At 35.9% G+C, this 19,325-nt stretch carries 12 protein-coding genes and 1 pseudogene; 8 read left to right on the plus strand and 5 right to left on the minus strand.

All coding sequences use genetic code 11. The features are described 5' to 3' along the window. Window positions 1-195 precede the first annotated feature (195 nt). Window positions 196-5,736: a tetratricopeptide repeat protein gene (locus tag F6K15_RS17965; protein WP_293062938.1), complete on the minus strand. Its 5,541-nt coding sequence runs from the start codon at window positions 5,734-5,736 to the stop codon at window positions 196-198. 150 nt (window positions 5,737-5,886) lie between these two features. Further along, entirely contained in the window at window positions 5,887-7,002 is a 1,116-nt protein-coding gene (locus F6K15_RS17970) for a calcium-binding protein (protein ID WP_293062939.1), read from the minus strand. A 776-nt stretch (window positions 7,003-7,778) separates the two neighbouring features. On the opposite strand from F6K15_RS17970, the gene F6K15_RS17975 reads away from it, so the two are divergent. The 3 genes and pseudogenes from F6K15_RS17975 to F6K15_RS38445 form a co-directional block, all read left to right on the plus strand. Further along, complete coding sequence (locus F6K15_RS17975) at window positions 7,779-8,084, plus strand: hypothetical protein (RefSeq protein ID WP_293062940.1); 306 nt, start codon at window positions 7,779-7,781, stop codon at window positions 8,082-8,084. A 31-nt stretch (window positions 8,085-8,115) separates the two neighbouring features. Continuing rightward, window positions 8,116-8,328, plus strand: coding sequence for a hypothetical protein (locus tag F6K15_RS17980; RefSeq protein WP_293062941.1), 213 nt, complete (start codon window positions 8,116-8,118; stop codon window positions 8,326-8,328). A 228-nt stretch (window positions 8,329-8,556) separates the two neighbouring features. Beyond that, a pseudogene (locus F6K15_RS38445) lies at window positions 8,557-8,631 on the plus strand (zinc ribbon domain-containing protein); the annotation flags it as partial. Window positions 8,632-9,071: 440 nt separating this feature from the next. On the opposite strand, the gene F6K15_RS17985 reads toward F6K15_RS38445, so the two are convergent. After that, complete coding sequence (locus F6K15_RS17985; protein WP_293062942.1) at window positions 9,072-10,199, minus strand: calcium-binding protein; 1,128 nt, start codon at window positions 10,197-10,199, stop codon at window positions 9,072-9,074. A gap of 1,390 nt (window positions 10,200-11,589) precedes the next feature. On the opposite strand from F6K15_RS17985, the gene F6K15_RS17990 reads away from it, so the two are divergent. Both F6K15_RS17990 and F6K15_RS17995 read left to right on the plus strand, forming a co-directional pair. Next, the gene (locus tag F6K15_RS17990; RefSeq protein ID WP_293062944.1) at window positions 11,590-12,156 is read left to right on the plus strand and encodes a DUF1802 family protein; all 567 of its coding nucleotides are present in this window, start codon (window positions 11,590-11,592) and stop codon (window positions 12,154-12,156) included. A 698-nt stretch (window positions 12,157-12,854) separates the two neighbouring features. After that, window positions 12,855-13,460: an alpha/beta fold hydrolase gene (locus F6K15_RS17995; RefSeq protein ID WP_293062946.1), complete on the plus strand. Its 606-nt coding sequence runs from the start codon at window positions 12,855-12,857 to the stop codon at window positions 13,458-13,460. 159 nt (window positions 13,461-13,619) lie between these two features. On the opposite strand, the gene F6K15_RS18000 is transcribed toward F6K15_RS17995, so the two are convergent. Continuing rightward, window positions 13,620-15,461, minus strand: coding sequence for a serine/threonine-protein kinase (locus tag F6K15_RS18000; protein ID WP_293062948.1), 1,842 nt, complete (start codon window positions 15,459-15,461; stop codon window positions 13,620-13,622). A 438-nt stretch (window positions 15,462-15,899) separates the two neighbouring features. Here F6K15_RS18000 and F6K15_RS18005 point away from each other — a divergent pair, with 438 nt between their 5' ends. Both F6K15_RS18005 and F6K15_RS18010 read left to right on the plus strand, forming a co-directional pair. After that, on the plus strand, window positions 15,900-16,640 hold the full coding sequence (locus F6K15_RS18005; protein WP_293062950.1) for an HAD hydrolase-like protein: 741 nt from the start codon (window positions 15,900-15,902) through the stop codon (window positions 16,638-16,640). A 150-nt stretch (window positions 16,641-16,790) separates the two neighbouring features. Then, the gene (locus tag F6K15_RS18010; protein WP_293062952.1) at window positions 16,791-17,930 is read left to right on the plus strand and encodes a TIGR03364 family FAD-dependent oxidoreductase; all 1,140 of its coding nucleotides are present in this window, start codon (window positions 16,791-16,793) and stop codon (window positions 17,928-17,930) included. A gap of 55 nt (window positions 17,931-17,985) precedes the next feature. Here the strand turns inward: F6K15_RS18010 and F6K15_RS18015 are convergent, their stop codons facing one another. After that, complete coding sequence (locus tag F6K15_RS18015; RefSeq protein ID WP_293062954.1) at window positions 17,986-18,165, minus strand: hypothetical protein; 180 nt, start codon at window positions 18,163-18,165, stop codon at window positions 17,986-17,988. A gap of 98 nt (window positions 18,166-18,263) precedes the next feature. Between F6K15_RS18015 and F6K15_RS18020 the strand changes: the two genes are divergently transcribed. After that, window positions 18,264-19,325, plus strand: a 1,062-nt coding sequence (locus F6K15_RS18020) for a hypothetical protein (protein ID WP_293062955.1), incomplete at its 3' end; no start/stop codon positions are given.

Consider the following 19,325-nt stretch of genomic DNA (forward strand, 5'->3'; position numbering starts at 1 on the left):
GGAATATTATTCAAATTTTAACCATAATAAATTAGCTATCTGATGAATTATCCTATGCAGCCAAGAAATAAATTTCTGGGCTTGGCTCAGGGTTTGTAGGGGTTTGGTTACCAAACCCCTACAGGGTGTGAATTGTACCGATACTACCGGATTTGATATGACATGGCAAGCTACAAACAATAATCCTTAATCTGGTTAATTTCCTGTTAATTCAATTGCCTGTTGATAAGCTTCTATAGACTCATCAAGTTTACCTGTTTCTTGTAAGGCATCTCCTAAAAGATGGTAAACTTCTCCTATATTTATATTACTTTCAGAATAATTTTCTTCAGTTTCATTTTGTTCTAATTGAATGACTTGCTGATAACAATTGATGGCCTCTAACCATTCTCCTTTTTCTGCTAAAGCTTTGCCTAAACTATAATGAGCTTCTAATAATTTAGGGTCTAATTCAATTGCTTGATCAAAACAAGCTATGCCTTTGTGTGTTTTATTCTCTGCTATTAAAGCCCTACCTAAAGTACAAAACTCTTGGGCAGTTGCCCAACTCGGATGTTGGATAAGTGCATTGTAAGATAATTCTTCAGCTTCATCAACTTTTCCTTGGTCTAGCAATATTTCAACTAAACCTCGGTAACTATCTTTTAAGTCTGGTGCAAATTTGATAGCTTTTTTGTAGGCAACGATCGCTTCTTTCTGTCGTTGATGTTGAGCGTATAATTCTCCTAAACTGGCATAAATTTCGCCAAAGTCTGGCTTGATTTCAATTGCTTTTTGATAAGCGGCGATCGCTGAGTCTGGTTTATTTACTTCTACCCAAGCTTTGCCCATTATTTGATAAGCTACTGCATGGGGTTTTATGGAAATTGCCTCCTCACAAGTAGATATTGCGCTATAGAATTTACTATTTACAAAATCTGCTTCGGCTTGTTTAATTAAATCTGCTTGATTAATTTGTGGCAACTTATCCTTTTTATTTAAATTTGGATATGACTGCAAAACATCTTCAGGATTAATATATTGAGGTTTTTTGCCGTTTGTTTCTACCTGTTTTTTAACTGAAATATTACTAATTTTCTGAGCTTTTTCAGCATAAATAGCCGCTTGATCTAACTTGCCTTGACGCTTGAAAGTTGTAGCTAAATTTTGATAAGCAGCAACATAATTTGGGTTTAATTTTATCGCCCTTTGATAACAGGATATGGCTTTAGTTAACTGACCTTGACGACAGAGGGTATTACCGAGGCTTAAATGTTGGTCGGGAGTGATGTTTACCTGGTCGAGAGTGTATGCTTCATACCAACAGTCTGCTGCTTCTACTTGTCTACTTACTTGAGTCCATGCTTTGGCTAAGTTGCGGTATGCTCCAACAAAGTCTGGTTTGATGGCGATCGCTTGCTGGTAACAGGGTATTGCTTTTGCCCATAATTGTTCTTGTGCATACAAACTACCCAGGTTGACGTGAATTGAAGCATCTTGACTATCGAGAGATATAGCTTTGAGATAATTTTGTTTGGCTTCCTGGAGTTGACTAGCACTGCCTATTTTTTGTTGAGCATTGCCCAATATTTTATATGCCATGGCCATATTTGGTTGTACTGCTATAGCTTGTTGACATTCAGCGATCGCTTGTTCATATAATCCTTTTTGGTTATATGCTATGGCCTTTTGAATGTAAACATCGGGTAGTACAACTGCTGATTTAAGGTGTTGAAAATTGGTTGGGGTTTTAGTCGCAATCCACTTCTGACTTCTTTCTTTTGAATTTTGATTTTTAAAGCTTAATTTTTGAAATTTCATTTTTGAAGTTTGAATTTTAACAATGCTGTTTTCTATTTGCGGTCTATCTATTTCTGGTAATGTTTCTTCTATTTTTTCTAATTCGCTACTTGCATCTTTGAACGATACTGTTTGTTGCTCATTTTTCTCAGTATTGGTTAAATTTACTTCAATAGGAAATAATAAGTTTTCAGCAGTAGTTTCTGTTGTCTGTTTGATCTTAAAATCTATTTCTGGTTTTAAAGGAAAGGAATTATTTGTACCCTGAAGTCTGGGTTCAAAATTACCTGTTTGGGATAATGCTTTTGCGATATTTTGATAAGCTACTACTGAATTAGGATTTAATTTTGTGGCGCTAAGATAACAAGATATAGCTTCTGTTAATTTCTGATGTTTTAACAGAGTATCGCCTAAGTTTATATATTCTTGTTCTTTGATATTTGTGGAGTCTAGACAGTAGGCTTGATATTTAAAATTTGCAGCTTCTACTACTTTTCCAACTTTCTGATATGCCTTAGCTATGTTGCGGTAGGCTGGAACTAAATCTGGTTTAATAGTAATAGCTTTTTGATAATATTCAATTGCTTCTTGCCACTGCTGTTTACGAGCATATAAAGTGCCTATATTAACATAGGCTTCAGCAAAATTTGGTTGAATCTTAATAGCCCGTGAATACCACTCAAAAGCTGCTTCTGTTTGACCTTCTTTTTGCACAATAATGCCCATTGTTTTGTAGGCTGGAGCAAAATCAGGTTGATTTTTTAGAACTTGTTCGCAAGCTGCTTTAGCTTCATCTAATTTGTTTTTATCTAAATAGGATAGAGCTTTTTCATGGAAGTGTGTGGCTGTTTCTGTGGGATTAACTTTAAGTGTCATTTGATTACTTGCTACAGTTTGGTTTACATTATACTCTTTCCCTGTATTTTGGGAAAAAGTAAATACATCTACTTCGGAATTAGAGAGTTTCCTCTCTAGAAGAATTTTCTCCTGATAAGTTTCTTCTTCCCTCAGAAATTTTACTTTCGGATCGGAATTTACTTTGATTATACTTGCTTGAGAGAGAATTTTTTCTAACTTACTCAAGTTAATAATAATATCTTCAGTAAGAGAATTAGGGTACATAATTTGGCGGATTGGGTAATAGGAAAATTCTTCTCCTACTAAATAGTAACACTTTAATCCTAATTGTTGAGCGATCGCCCAGTAATAATGTTTAATATAGTTAGGAGAAACTAACTCTACTACGGTAGTGTCGGGACGGCAAAACATAATATTTGTTAACCCACTACCATGAGGAGAAACTATTACTTTTGCATTGGCAAATAAAGCTACTTGCTCTACAACAGAAAGAGTTTCTAATTCGATGGTTATAAAGCCGTATTGACTTAATAGATCGATTAATTTTTCTTCATTAATAACTCTTCTATATTTAGCTTTATTCCGACTAATATAAATCCTTTCAGGATAGGAAATAACTTGATTATTTTTATTTTCCTTCTGTTTAAACCCATCTTTAAATACAGTAGAGATTGATCGGTTTAAAAATACTTGACGGTGAAATTCTAAGACCCATCTTTCTGCCCAAGCTAAATGGCCTGAAAAGGATGGAACTATTAATTTTTTAGCTTGGATATAGGGATGGCGATCGCTTTCTATAATTTTATCTTCTGGAATTCCTAAAATCCGGAGAGTCTCTTGTTGAAATGGTTGTTTAGTACTATTAATTAAAAACCAATCTATTTGCTCAAAATTTATGCCATTACGTCGCAAAATTTCAATCCGGGGCAATATATCTACCATCCAATGAAAATAAACATTTCCTGACAACCCAGATAAAACTGCTACTGTACCGTTTATTTGCTCTAAAGGTGGTAATTCTTCCGTAGTAAAAAACCGATGATTATTAATATCGTATTTATCGCATCCCGGCAACTCTCCTGGGTATTCACGGGAGACTTCAGCTAATAATTGATTATCTTGATTAATAATGGCAATGGCATTACAAATCATCCAATTATTTTTCTGAGGAACTATCCATGCTCTGCCATTTATTACTTCTGTGACAAATTTTGGTGTTTCTGGAAAATCAATATTTATTTTTTGTATTTTTTCCCTAGAAAGACTATGAATACTATTTCCTAAATTGATCGGTTGAAGTTTTTTAAATATTCGTTTGAGGCAAGGTTGGCAGTTTAACCCTTGACATTTAACTTGATTATTTGAAATTTGAGTCCCCATCCACTTCTGACTTATTCCTTTTGACTTTTGACTTTTAACTTCTGATTTCTTCCTTCTTCCTTCTTCTTCTTTTAGGTTTAATACCCTGTCATCTACAGGATGTTGACAATTGGTTAGGATTTGAGTCCCCATCGACTTTTTCCTTTCTCCTTCTTCCTTCTTCCTTCTTCCCTCTTCCTTCTTCCTTCTTCCTTCTTCAAAGTTATTGCGTTTTGCTAAAACTTTTTCTAGTGCTTGAGAAATGGCAGAATTATCTGGTTCAACTGCCAACCCAAAATGGTAAACAATAATAGCCGTATTGAAGCGTTTTTGTTTAGCTAAACTATTGCCTAATTTGAGATGCAAATCAACATTTAATGGTTGAAATTTCAATGCTTTTTGATAATAATGTTCTGCTTGTGAATATTCGCCATATTCAAATAATACATTTCCCAAGCTTGAGTAAGTTAAGATTAAATTTTTTCTAACTTCTGCTAAATATAATTTATCTATTTCTTTTAAGTTTAATATCTCGCCATCTACAGAGTATTGATAATTGCTTGAGGTTTGAGTCCCCATCCACTCCTGACTTCTTCCTTCTTCCTTTTGACTTTTGACTTCTTCCTTCTTACTTCTTCCTTCTTCCTTCTTCGTTCTTACTTCTTCAGAGTATTGATAATTGCTTGAGGTTTGAGTCCCCATCCACTCCTGACTTCTTCCTTCTTCCTTTTGACTTTTGACTTCTTCCTTCTTACTTCTTCCTTCTTCCTTCTTCCTTCTTACTTCTTCAGAGTATTGATAATTGCTTGAGGTTTGAGTCCCCATCAACTCCTGACTTCTTCCTTCTTCCTTCTTCCTTCTTACTTCTTCTAGGAACTTAGCACAAGCTATTTTTGCTTTTTCTAATTCGTCTAATCCTGTTAACAAATCTGCTTTTTCACAATAACTTTCCACAAAGGAATTATTATTAATCACCTTTTGTAAGTGAGGTATTGCTGCTGCCAACTTTCCTAACTCCAAGAAAGAAAAAGCACAGTCACTATGAGCAGAAAGATTTTCTGGAGACTCCTTGATTATTTCCTGAAAATAAACAATAGCTTCTGAGTGTAAACCTTTTTGTTGATAAACTTTTCCGAGGTTATAACGAGCTACTATTAATTGAGGGTTAAGTGCCAGTGCTTGACGATAATTAATAATAGCTTTTTCTACTTTCCCAAATGCTAAAAATGCTTGACCTTGATTATTGTAGAGAGAAGCATCATCTGGTTTTAAATTAATAGCTTGTTGAAATATTTCAATTGCTTCTGAAGCTCTACCTTCCTTGATTAAAATACTACCCCAGTTACTATAAGCTTGAACTTGAATTAAAATATTTTCCGCCTTACCTTGGGATAAATTAATAACTTTTTGATAACTAGAAATTGCTCGTTCTAGTAAACCCTGTTGTTGTAAAACAGTACCAATATTATAGTAAGCTTGAATATGCTGTGGATTATGAGCGATCGCTTGTTGATAATGAACATAAGCTGCGGATAGATTTCCCTGATTCTGAAAAGCTATTCCCAAGTTATACTGAACGTAGTGGAGATGTGGTACTAAAGTTAATGCTTCTTGGTATAACGATATGGCAGTTTCTAGTTTTTCCTGCTTTTGATATAACAATCCCCTTGAAGCTTTTTCTTCAGCTAACTTCAATACTTTTGAGGATTCATTGCTTATGTTTTGTTGATAGTAGTGCATTGTGATGAGTTTTGAACTTTGAGTTTATCCTATTAGTCATAATTCATAAGTCAGAAGCCAGAAGTCAGAAGTTTTTGAGAAATTGTATGATTAACTCCTGACTCCTAAATCCTAACTCTTGACTCAACTATTCAACCAGACATCACATAATTAGATAATTTCAAAATCATCGCCAGTAATATCTAGATTACTATCTAATTCCAGGAATTTTATAGCATCATTGTTTTCGTTAATATAGTACATAAAGCCTTGGTCTGAGTCGTAGACTAGATTCGCATCTGGATTTTGAGCAAATTCATCAAGAGTAGTAAATTCATCAGGGTTGAAAGTACCACCAGACCCAATTAACTCGTCGAAGCTACCAGCACCAAGCTGTATCTTGTCTTCTCCTGGAGCAAAGTCAGTGAGAGTATCTACTCCAGAATCTCCAGGAACAAAATTGTTGAGAGTATCCAGACCAGACATATCAGTTCCATCTGCAATAAATGTCTCTGACTCGAAAAACTCAAAACGGAAAATATCTGCTCCTCGACCCCCTTCTAGCAGGTCGTTACCTCCACCACCGACAATTAGATCGTCTCCTCTACCTCCGTCAACCGTATCATCACCTGCCCCACCAAGCACAGTATCATTACCACGGTCTCCTGAAACTAGATCGTTTCCTTCTTCTCCAACAACGAAATCATCACCTCTACCACCAGATACAGTATCATTTCCAGCACCACCTCTGACATTATCAAATCCCCGACCGCCAGAAACTATATCGTCTCCTTCCTCACCTCTGAGCAAGTCATTATCTCTACCACCAAACAAAGTATCATCACCTTCTCCACCTCTAAGCGTATCAGACCCTCGGTCACCACGAAGTTCATCATTGCCATCTTCACCATCTACCCAATCATCATCTCTTCCTCCATCGGCGGTATCGTCATCTTCTCCGCCAAATATAGTATCAGACCCTCGGCCACCACGAAGTTCATCATTGCCATCTCCACCATCTACCCAATCATCATCTCTTCCTCCAGATGCAGTATCGTCATCTTCTCCGCCAAGTAAAGTGTCTTCGCCTCTTTTACCTTTAATCGAATCATTTCCACCAAGACCTTCAATCGAATCCCTGCCATTTGTACCAGACAGCGATCCGTTGCTATTGTTATTAGTTATAAATGTTACATCATCAGCAGGATCGCTTGGTGGTTGATTAATAATAGGTTCTTCGTCGCCGAAATCTGGAATTATTGGACTAGGAGCAACAATTTCTGACATAGTAATTTTTGATTTATTTTAATTAACTAAGGTTTATTTTTTGGATTGAAACAGTAACATTTATTCCGCTATAAATTAGGCAAAAAATATCGAATATGAAATTCATCACAGTATATTCGCACAAGAATTTAGACATCAATTTAGACATCAAAATTTATTAAGCCTAACTTATGACTTTTGCAGAGTAGATGGTTGATTTCTCTGTTTTGTTTCAGTATCTACGAATTGAAAATTAATTTCAAATAAATACTATTTATTTCTCATGTTTAAATCAACATATAACGTAGATGTTTCATCATCTTAATTTTGTTCGGTATATGTCAGAAAATATACTTAACACTTAGTAGTAACCATGACCGCGACATAAACGCTTCGGCAAATATTTTGGCTGCGGGACTCGCAGTGTCAGTATGTGGAGTGGGCTTTTAAGCTTCACTCGTAAAAATAGTATCATGTACGGTTGAATATTAATATAAAGATATTATGAAGATATTGTTAAGCTATTGTGAAGAGATTATTAAGATATTGTTAATATATTAGGGATCGGGGGAGTAGGGGAGTATGGAACCCACCCCTAATACCAAATTGATAAATGTTTGCTACAAATAGCTAGGATATTTATTAGAATTTATAATTTAGAAGTCAGAAGGCATAATAGATATATTTAATACCATTTTTGATGTTTTAAGTCACCTTTTTCGTGAAATATACTTTATCTGAAAGTCTTTTTATGGTGCTTATTATTCGTAACATTATTTCAGCAGGGTAAAGAAGAATTGGTAGATCGTCGCCATCAATATCCAGGGCCAAAAGGACTCCTCTCAGATGAACGGCAAGGCCAACTAAAAATGGCCATCCAAGAGAAAGCACCAGATGGAGGATTATGGAATGGGCGTCAGGTAGGGGATTGGTTAACAGAATTAATAGACCATCGAGTTGATTCCTACGGAATGCTTCGCAAACAGCCCAGAGGATGGGAATATTTACGCTCAATAAAATATAGATTACGAATCCTCCGACCTGAGCATCAGAAATCAGCAACCCCAACCGAACAACTAGCAACTTGTATTTCTGAGTACTAATCAACAAAAAAAACGTCCTACTGCGATAGATTTGCATAAACGTTTAATTGCTGAAGTTAAAAGTGAAAATTCATGGTATTATGAAGTATCAAAGTGTTCTCCCCAGCAAGCCTTAAGAGATTTAGAGAGGGCATTTAAAAACTTTTTAACTATTCCTAAACGTGGATTTCCGGCCTTTAAGAAAAAAGGGAAAAAAGATAGTTTCTATTTAGAAGGAAGTATTAAAATTCTGAAAGGAAACTAAGTAAGTCGGTATAAATAAACTCAATTATTTAACAGAATGTAAATTGGTTTAAAACCTTTACCGAAAAAATTGTGGGTATGCGCCTCCCCTTTTAAGGGGATAATAAAGAAAAATTTTCATCTCTTTGTCAATCCTCTTCTTTCAAGGAGAGGTAATTATTCATTATTCATTATTCATTATTCATTGTTGAACCCTACTCCCTACTCCCTCTTTTCTGGAGAAGTCTAATGTAGCAACTGCGGTTTCTCAGCAGACAGAGACTTTAATGCTGCTGTTAACCTAGAAAACTATGTAAGTCAGTAAGTAGAGTTCCCGCCGGTTTTAAGCCTGCTCTCGAAGATAAGTTGCAGACTGCGGTCAGTGGTCTTCAGTGTTTGCGCAGCAGTCCGTAGGAAAACAGGAAGCTAGATCCAAAGCTCATGCCATCATGCTTTGGGTAAGTTTGGGTAAGTCCCGGTAGAACGGAACCTGTTTGTAATCAAACCTTTGAAAATTTATCCCAGATGGAAGATATAGTTTTTGAGCGATGTATCAAATTAATGAAACAGCGTTCGTGAAACGTGCCGGAGGCAATTGCTCATTCAAGGTCTCACTTGTTTTCGTTGGTTGCCTACTGATAATCTATCAAGTGCTTGAAGAGTCGCGTTCGCGGAGCGTGGTGTCAGCTGTATCGCTCAGGTTTTACACGCTCCGATGCTACCGGACATGATATTCTATTACTATTCAACCGGACATAATAATAATTAAATAGTTTCAAAATCATCGCCAGTAATATCTAGATTACTATCTAATTCCAGGAATTTTATAGCATTATTGTCTGCGTCGATATAGTACATAAAGCCTTGGTCTGAGTCGTAGACTAGATTAGCATCTGGATTTTGATCGAATTGATCAAGAGTAGTAAATTCATCAGGGTTGAAAGTACCACCAGGTCCAACTAACTGATCGAAGCTATCAGCATCAAGCTGTATCTTGTCTTCCCCTGGAGCAAAGTCAGTGAGAGTGTCTACTCCAGAGTCTCCAGGAACAAAATTGTTGAGAGTATCGAAACCAAATATCTCAGTTCCATCTGGAATAAATGTCTCTGACTCAAAAAACTCAAAATGGAAAATATCTGCTCCTTGACCACCTTCTAGGAGGTCGTTACCTGCACCACCCTCAATGAGATCGTCTCCTTTACCTCCGTAAACCATATCATCACCTGCTCCACCAAGCACAGTATCGTTACCGCGGTTTCCCGAAACTAGATCGTTTCCTTCTTCTCCAGCAACTAAATCATCATCTCTACCACCATAGAGACTATCATTTCCGGTACCACCTCTGACATTATCAAATCCCCGATCGCCAAAAACTAGATCGTCTCCTTCCTCACCTCTGAGCAAGTCATTATCTCTACCTCCATATACAGTATCATTTCCCTCACCACCTCTAACCGTATCAGACCCTCGGTTACCATGAAGTTCATCATTGCCCTCTCCACCATCTACCCAATCATTATCTTTTCCTCCGTAGGCCGTATCACTACCTTCTCCGCCAAATATAGTATCAGACTGTCGGTTACCGTGAAGTTCATCATCTCCTTGATCTCCACTAACCCAATCATCATCTCCTCCTGCATAGACAGTATCGCTATCTTTTCCAGCAAATATAGTGTCTTGGCCATCTCCACCTTCAATCAAATCATCTCTATCAAGACCTAGGATCAAATCCCTATCATTTCCACCAAACAACGATTCGTTGTTATTGTTAGGAGAGTCAATTATAGCTGTTACATTATCACCAATTTCAACAGGATCGCTTGGTGGTTGATTAATAATAGGTTCCTCGTCGCCGAAATCTGGAATAATTGGATTAGGAGTAATTTCTGACATATTTTTTATTGATTTTAATTAACTAATATTGATTTTGTGGATTTAAACAGTCATATTGATTCAACTATAAATTAGGCAACAAATATCGAATATGACATTCATCACAGTATATTCACGCAATAATTTAGACATCAAAACTCTGTGCTTTAAATAAAATAAGAAAAATGTATTTATATGTATTCTTCGTTATTGATTAAGCCTAATGTATGATGTTTGTAGAGTAGATGTTTGATGCCCTAGTTTTGTTTGAGTACCTACAAGTTGAAAATTAATTTCAAGCAAATACTATTTGCTTCTCTTTGTTGATCTGACCTATTTTATTGACATATTAGGTTAGTCAAGTAGAGGTTTAATCATCTGATTTTGTTTCGGTATTTATACAGGTTACATTCCGCACTTCATATTGTGGCAAAAAATAATTTGTGCCAAGAGTATTGCATGATAAAAACTCAAACTTTCATCATTAATTATAATTATATATTACACAAGCTTATTCACTCTATTCTCAAGAATTCAGCCTACAATCAACTTGATTCGTTGAGAATATCTTGAAGCGCAGAATATCAAATACAATTAACATTTAGCTTCAGTATTCATAAGTTGCAATATGAGTTTTTTGGTCAAGGTGATTAGTTATATCTATCCTTTTTGTGCAGATGCTTTTTCATAAGAACAATACTTACTCTATAAGTCTTTTTGGCAGTTTATAAATTCCCTAAATATATCTGGAGTTTTAAATTTACTTACTGAATATTTAGAGCATATTTTTTAAAGTGGTGTATAAAACTTGTAGATACATTCCTATTCTTTAATTCTTGTCTCCTCACCCCACTTTAAAATCAGGAAAAAGATTTTTTGCGGTAGATCGCCTAGATAATTGAGAAATATCCTCTGATCATTCTTCTAATATTTTTCGCAATTTCCGGTTAATTTATTCAAGTTATACAAAAAAAGTTATTCTTCATATTTATTGGACTTTGCCGTAGTTTTCACCGAACACCATCACTGATCGGAAAAAATAAGGAGTATCAGAAAAAGGAAGGAAGGAAAAAAGATTTAATTTTAAAAAGCGTTTCAGTCCGGAATGCTCTGCAAGCAGCAATTCAGCTTAGATTTACGCTGAAACGGAGAGAAATCCAATTTGTTAGCTGACAACTAGTTAACTTCTGGAACAAGTCTCTTGTTTTTTCGTCGTTACGATCGCCAAGTCAACTTGGTTAAGAAGTCTAATCTTTTATTAAAGAAGAAAGGTTGATTTGGACTGATAGAGTGTTTCTGCAAAGTCTCTATCTGACATAATTCTAGGAGCAAAGAACAAATAGGACAGTTAGTTTTATAATCAATAATTAACTAGATTGTATATCACTATCAATTACTAGAAATAGATACTATGGAAACTATTATTGCTGCTCTTAAGGAGTGGAATATTGCTATTAATGCTTTAGAAAAAGGTAACACAATTATGTTGTTAAGAAAGGGTGGTATTCGGGAAAAGAAGGGTAATTTTACGGTTGCGTATAAACAGGTTTTACTCTATCCAACCTTTGAACATCAACAGCCAGATTTACTTAAGCCAGAATATGTAACTCAGGTGCAAGTTGTAGATTCAGGTTGGCATCCTGAGAAAATTAAAATTAGTAGTTTTGCTGAGATTACTCATATTTTGCCAGTGAGTGATGAATCTATCTTAAATAAGTTGTTTGTCTATCATATTTGGAATGAAAAATTTGTCAGTGATCGCCTAAAATGGAAACCTCAACAACCACTTTATATTTTACTTTTAAGAACTTATAAACTTTCCCAGAACTATGAGATTTTTTATCGTCGCGAATATGGAGGTTGTCGTTCCTGGATAGAGTTAACTCAACCAATTAGTACTACTAACTCAGTTCCTGTTTTTACTGATGATAATTATCAGAAATTATCCACAGAAATTTGTCATATTTTGACCGAATAATTAAGATTTAAAGTCTCTTATATCAAATCTCACCCATTATTGCTACATCTCCTTGAGAGTAGGGAGTAGGGAGTAGGCAGTAGGCAGTAGGGTTCAAAGAAATAATACCATTTCTCAAAAACTTTTCTACACTTTGTTGAGCAGGGGACTCACCCCTCGCCCCTCCCCCGACCGTGGAGGGGAAATAGGGGAGTGGGGGAGTAGGGGAGTAGACCCACCCCTAGCCCCTCCCCCGACCGTGGAGGGGAAGTAAACATAAGAATAATTAACATTAACACAAGCTGAAATTAGCATGCAAAGTGATTTTTCTTGTACCTATCAGTTGACAATTGAAGTATTGCCCAAGTATAGCAATAATGCATGGGAATTGGTATAAGATATTTTGATTTAATACCGATAATCGTGACAAACATTCCTGAACCATTATTATTACTTAATAACTGAAGTTTTAATGAAGTATAGAATTATTTTTGGGAATTGGTATTATTCACAGAATAAATAAAAATAATTTTCGCTAATCCTCTTATTTTCAGGGGAGGTAATTATTAATTGTTAATTATGAATTTTTGAAAGTATTGATACCAATTAATATAGTAAATCTTCATCTTAATCTTCGTTCCCTCAAACTCCAGATACAACTTTGTACCTAATCAAGTTACAAACTACTGTAAGATAATGAAATTATCATCAATCAAACTATGAATACCAATATTAATTCTCAATATATAAATCTGGAAAACGCTCGGATTCATTATCTTGAAACAGGCCCAACAAATTCAGTTAGTGTACTTTTGTTACATGGGGCAAGTTTTAGCGCTCAGACATGGCAAGAAATTGGGACTCTTGAACTTTTAGCTATGACAGGTTATCGAGCAGTTGCTGTAGATATTCCCGGGTATGGTCGTTCTAAAAGAACATCAGTTTCTAGCTTAAGTTTTTTACTAGAATTATTAAATATTTTAAAATTAAATTTTCCAGTTTTAGTATCTCCTTCTATGAGTGGAAGTTATAGCTTACCTTTTGTCATTAATCATAGAGATAAATTAGCAGGTTTTGTAGCAGTTGCAACCGTCGGAATTCAACGTTTTCAGAATCAATTAGAAGGTATTAAATTACCCACATTAGCTATTTGGGGAAGTAACGATCGTATCGTACCTTTAGCACAAGCAGATCTGTTAGTAAAACTAATGCCAAATTCTCAAAAAGTTATTTTAACTGATGCTGGTCATGCTTGTTATATGAAAGAAACGGAAGTATTTCACAAACATTTGATTAAATTTATTGAAAGTTGTAGAAGTGAGTAATATGATGTCCGGTTGAATATTTATAAATAAACGATGGAGTCCTCAGGAGTCATATCAAATCTGTTTTATTCGGTATAAAAATATTCTCCATCTTCACCATTACCAAATATTTATAAATTTCTTCCCTCCTGACTCCTGAGGACTGACTTCTGACTCCTTTTAAGGATGAATACTACCATCCGGCATGATTGCACCTTTGAGGTCAGTATCTCGAATATTTGCAGTATCCAGTTTAGCACCGCTAAGGTTGACCCCACGAAGATTAGCACCTCGTAAATAAGCTTTGCTGAGATTAGCATTCGTAAGATTAGCACCCCGTAAGTCTGCACCTTCCAGAGAAGCTTCCCTAAGATTAGCATTCTTCAAATAAGCACCCAGTAGATTAGCATTTTCCAGATTACTACCTTCGAGATTAGCACTTTCGAGATCGGCATTTTCTAAATTCACACTGCGATAACCATGACCTTTATATCCTGCGAGTACAGCATCTTTAAGATTAGCCTGTTTTAACTTAGCACCCTTGAGGTTAACACCATCTAACTTGGCATTCTTCAAATTTGCATTTTCGAGATCGGCATTCTCTAACTCAGCACTAAATAAATTTGCTCCCAAAAGATTAGCATTTTTCAGGTTAGCGTTTTCTAGCTTGGCATAACCAAGGTTAGCTCCCCACAAATTAGTATCTCGAAGATTTGCTTGAGTCAAGTTCACATTCCACAGATTAGCATATCCGAGATTAGCACTCCAGAGGTTGGCAGACTGTAAATTTGCGTATTTGAGTTTAGCACCTCTTAAGTCAGCATTTGATAAGTTAGCAGATGAAAGGTTAATACCTCCCAAACTTGCTTTCCATAGATCGGCGTCTTCAAGGTTAGTATTATTGAGATCGGCACCTTCTAGACTAGCATCTTTGAGGTTGACATCTTTCAAGTTTGCATAAGCTAAATTAACATTGTTTAACTCACACCGAGGACACTGACCTGTTTGCAATAAAACTTGCTGCAAATGCTGCTTTCTTGCATTAGAACGAGATATTTCTTGCTCTATCCGAGAATTTAACCATTTATTTTCACCCCAGGTTGTTAGTGCTGCTATGGTGCTAGCAAATGCGAGCAAACACAAACTAATTGTTGCTACCCCAGTAAATATTTTTGTAGTTTTTTTCCTGCCAAATTGCATTGCTTCAGTTTTCATATCTCCTGCATTTTCAATATCTTTCAGCATTTGGAGAGCAATCTCAGCATTGGGGAAGCGATATGTTAAATTTGGCTCCAGCATTTTTTCTAGCCAATTAACAAATGCTGGTTCTAGTTTTGGCACCAATTTTTTAAAATTAATTCGATAGCTATCATCAATTAGTTTGCCTATTTCTCTGGATTTTGTATTAGTTAATAAACAGATTAAAGTTGCACCTAAACTGTACAAATCTGATGCTTTTGTGAGTTCTCTATTGAACAATTGTTCTGGTGGCATAAACCCTAAAGTGCCTTTGACTGCACTACTAACCGCTACATTACCATCCCCACTGCGAGCAAATCCAAAATCTACTAGGTAAACTTTTAGTTGAGTAACGTTGCGTTCAACTAAGATATTTTCTGGTTTAATATCCCGATGAATAATTGGTGGTATTTGCTGTTGTAGGTAAACTAAAACTTCTAATACTGCTTGAGCAATTTGTTTAATTTCTGCTACTGTCCAATGCTGTGTTTGGGCAAGGGAGGGAGCATTTTTGTACTCTTGTACTAAGCAAAAGCCATTTTCTGTTTCAAATGAATCTAGATAACGCGGAATACTAGAATGATTTAGTTGTTGCAGTAGTTCAATTTCTCGATGATAACTATCATATTCTGCCCAATTGGCAAATTGATATTGTTTAGTTACAACAGGTGTTTTTGTCGTAGTATCAGTTGACAAATAAGTAATGCGACCCCCATTTGGATTACAACCTAGTTCTTGTTGAACTTGATAACGTTGGTTAAAAAACTCTGGTAGATTCGTCATAATTAGTAATTTTGTTAGACCTTTGATACATTGGACAGAAAATTGAACCTTAAATATTGTAGCTTTGAATTAGTAGTTATAACAGAAGCAAGAAGGAATAAAAAAGAAGGAAGAAGGAAAAATCTTGCGTTGTCTGAGTTTTAAGGCAGAAGAAAGAACCAAGAATAAAGAAGGAAGAAGGAAAAAATTGGCGTGTCTGAGTTTTAAGCTTTTTATCTATCCTAACCTTTTTAATATTATACCAATCACCAAAAATAATGCTATACTTCATTAGAACTTCAGTTATTAGGTAATTAACTTATATCGAATAACTTTTTTACTACTTTGAGGTAAGTTAATGTTAATTATTCTGATGTTTAATTTTCTCTGTAGGGATGTTGCATGCAACCTCCCTACCAGTTCCCATAGTTTTGATATTAATTCCCAAAAATTTACTTTATGTCAAAAGTTAAATTAGTAGTCTTTGATATGGCAGGTACTACTGTCAAAGATCAAAATGAAGTCCAAAATTGTTTTTTAGAAGCTGCTGCAACTACAGGACTTGATGCAAAAGCAGAACGGGTAAATTCAATGATGGGATGGTCAAAAAAAATAGTGTTTGAAACACTTTGGCAAGCACAAATAGGTCAAGAACATCCTGATTATTCCACTAAAGTTGAAACTTCTTTTACTAAATTCAAAGAAATTCTGGAAAATCACTATAAAACTCAGCTTGTGGAACCAACAAACGGGTGTTTAGAAATTTTTACTTGGTTGCGAACGCAAAATATAAAAATTGCTTTAACAACTGGATTTTATCGAGAAGTAACTAACATTATCTTACACCGTTTAGGATGGGATAAAAATTTGAATGGCGATTATATTGGAGACAACAAATCAATTATTCAAGCCTCTATTACTCCCACAGAAATTTATAATAATGAAGGTCGTCCCAAACCTTACATGATTCAAAAAGCAATGTATAAACTAGGAATAAAAGACTCACAAACTGTGATAAAAATTGGGGATACTCCTTCTGACTTAGAAGCAGGAATTAATGCTAACTGTTTATATACTTTTGGTGTGACAAATGGTACTCACACAAAAGAACAATTAGCACAATACCGCAATGATGGATTACTCAACTCACTCTTAGAATTAAAAGTACAAAATGTTCAACAATTAATAATTAATAATTAACAATTACTCTCCTTGAAAAGTGTGTCAGCCCAGTAGGGTGTGAAGCGCGTTAGCGTAACGCACAAAGCCCTATATTTATTGTCAGTGCCTAAGTCCAATTTATCTCAGTAACTTGAAAAACGCTATATTAGAATAAGTGGAAAATAAAATATGACTCAAACTCATCAAGCAGATGTTATCGTTGTCGGTGCAGGTATCGTTGGTTTAGCTCACGCTTTAGCAGTTGCTAAACGCGGTCTCAAAGTAGTAGTCTTTGAAAGAAACCCTTATGCAGTGGGAGCATCTATTCGTAACTTTGGTATGATTTGGCCAATTGGACAACCAAAGGTCAAATTACGCGATCGCGCTCTCAAATCAAGAGAAATTTGGTTAGAAGTCGGAGCAAAAGCAGGTATTCATTTAGATCGATGTGGTTCCCTACATCTTGCCTACCGAGAAGATGAACTACAAGTAATCAAGGAATTCATAGAAACAACAACTCAACAAGAGCAAGAGACATTAGCTTTGCTCACACCCGAGCAAGTAGCAGAAAAAACTCCTGCCGTAATTACTGATGGTTTATTAGGAGCATTGTGGAGCGCAACAGAAATAATAGTTGACCCCAGAGAAGCAATCAAAAAAATACCAGGTTTCTTATCAGCAGAATACAATGTTGAGTTCAAATTCGGCACAGTCGTCACAGAAATTTCCCATCCTTATCTGATAGCGGGTGGAGAAAAATGGCAAGCAGATCGTATTTTTGTTTGTAGTGGAACTGACTTTGAAACCTTATATCCTGATACTTTTGCCAACAGTGGAATGACGAAAGTCAAATTACAGATGATGCGAACAGTACCTCAACCTGAAAACTGGCGTGCTGGTGTAGCATTATGTGGCGGGTTAACCTTGACTCATTACACTTCCTTTGCACACTGCGCATCTTTAGCAGCACTCAAAACCAGAATTGAAACAGAAACCCCCCATTTTCCTGAGTGGGGAATTCATGTGATGATGTCACAAAATGCAGCAGGTGAGTTAATTATTGGTGATTCCCATGAATACGGTTTGAACCCAGAACCTTTCGACCGAATACAAATCAATCAATATATATTAGATTACTTGAAAAAATTTGCTCAGGTTCCCACGTTAGAAATTGCCGAAACTTGGCATGGAATTTATGCCAAACTTCCAGGCAAGACTGAATTTATCGCTCAACCAGAAACGGGAGTCACAATTATTAATGCTTTGAGTGGAGCAGGTATGACTTTATCCTTTGGTTTAGCAACAGAAGTAGTGGAAAAAATGCTGTAACAGGAAGAAGGAAGAAGGAAGAAGGAAGAAGGAAAAATCTGACGTTGCCTGAGTTTTAATAGCATTTATCAATAGTAATGCTATGTTTGATTACCATCTCCCCACCCTTCCCCTCCTGGGAGGGGTCAGGGGTGGGTTGCCATCCCCCACCATCTCCCCATCTCCCCATCTCCCCATCTCCCCATCTCCCCATCTCCCCATCTCCCCATCTCCCCATTGAAACCTTTTTAACCATAAATAAGTCTTATAATAATAGTAGTTTCTTAAGTTGAAAAGACTTTGCAAATGCCTAAAAAGCTTGAGAATTCATCAACATAATGCAAAAAAAAATCAATGATGGCAGAAATTTTAGCACTTCAAATTGATTCTAATCAAATTAATCTTGTACCAGGATTTACCATTTCATTATTCGGCACTGTAGGAGCAACAGATAGCTTTGATTCTTATGATATTACTATCAATGAACCTCAATTATTAGAAGTTAACTTGTTCGATATTATCACCAGTGCTGATATCATAGTAAATGATAGTAATGGAAATCCTATTCCTGGTGGAGCAGGAAGTCAACCACTTTCTACCCCAGAGAATTTTACCATTCCTCTCAGTCCTGGTAACTATCAAGTATTAGTGTTTCAACCACTTAATGATTTTTCTCTAGGAGGTACAAATTATCAACTTGATTTAGTCTCTATTAGTTCCAATAACCCGCCAGTAAACCCCCCCATCAACCCACCAGTAAATCCTCCCATCAACCCGCCAGTAAACCCTCCCATCAATCCACCAGTAAATCCTCCTGGTTTTACTGATAATAGTAACAATAGTATAAACACAGCCACTCCTTTAGGTAGTATATTTCCCGGAATACCCATAACTCGCTCGGCTACAATTAATGATTTTGATACAGTAGATTACTATCGCGTTACAGTTGAGCAACCCATAACTTCAGGAGTTGCCTTGCAAAATATTACTGGCAATCTTGATGTAGATGTATTAGATAGCAATGGTAACTTAATTGCCCGCGGTAACAACCTAGGGTCATCAAATGAGGCATTTCAGTCAGGTTTATTAACCCCCGGCGAATATTTTATCAATGTCTTTCAGACTGCTCCTGGTATTACCAGTAACTATGATTTAAGCCTGTTTCCAGCAAGTGCAAATATTAATCCTCCACCACCCCCTAATCCACCAACACCCCCTAATCCACCAACACCCCCTAATCCACCAATACCCCCTAATCCACCAACACCCCCTAATCCACCAATACCACAAATTATCCGTTTCAAACAACAAAAAAATAATAATAAAAAAATAGACAAAATAAAAAATAAAACAAAATTAGATAGTACAAAAAAATATATTTTTAATATAAAAAAAAAAAATACAAATACAACAATA

Source organism: Okeania sp. SIO2B3, assembly GCF_010672525.1.
In the GTDB taxonomy this organism is placed as follows: Bacteria; Cyanobacteriota; Cyanobacteriia; order Cyanobacteriales; family Microcoleaceae; genus Okeania.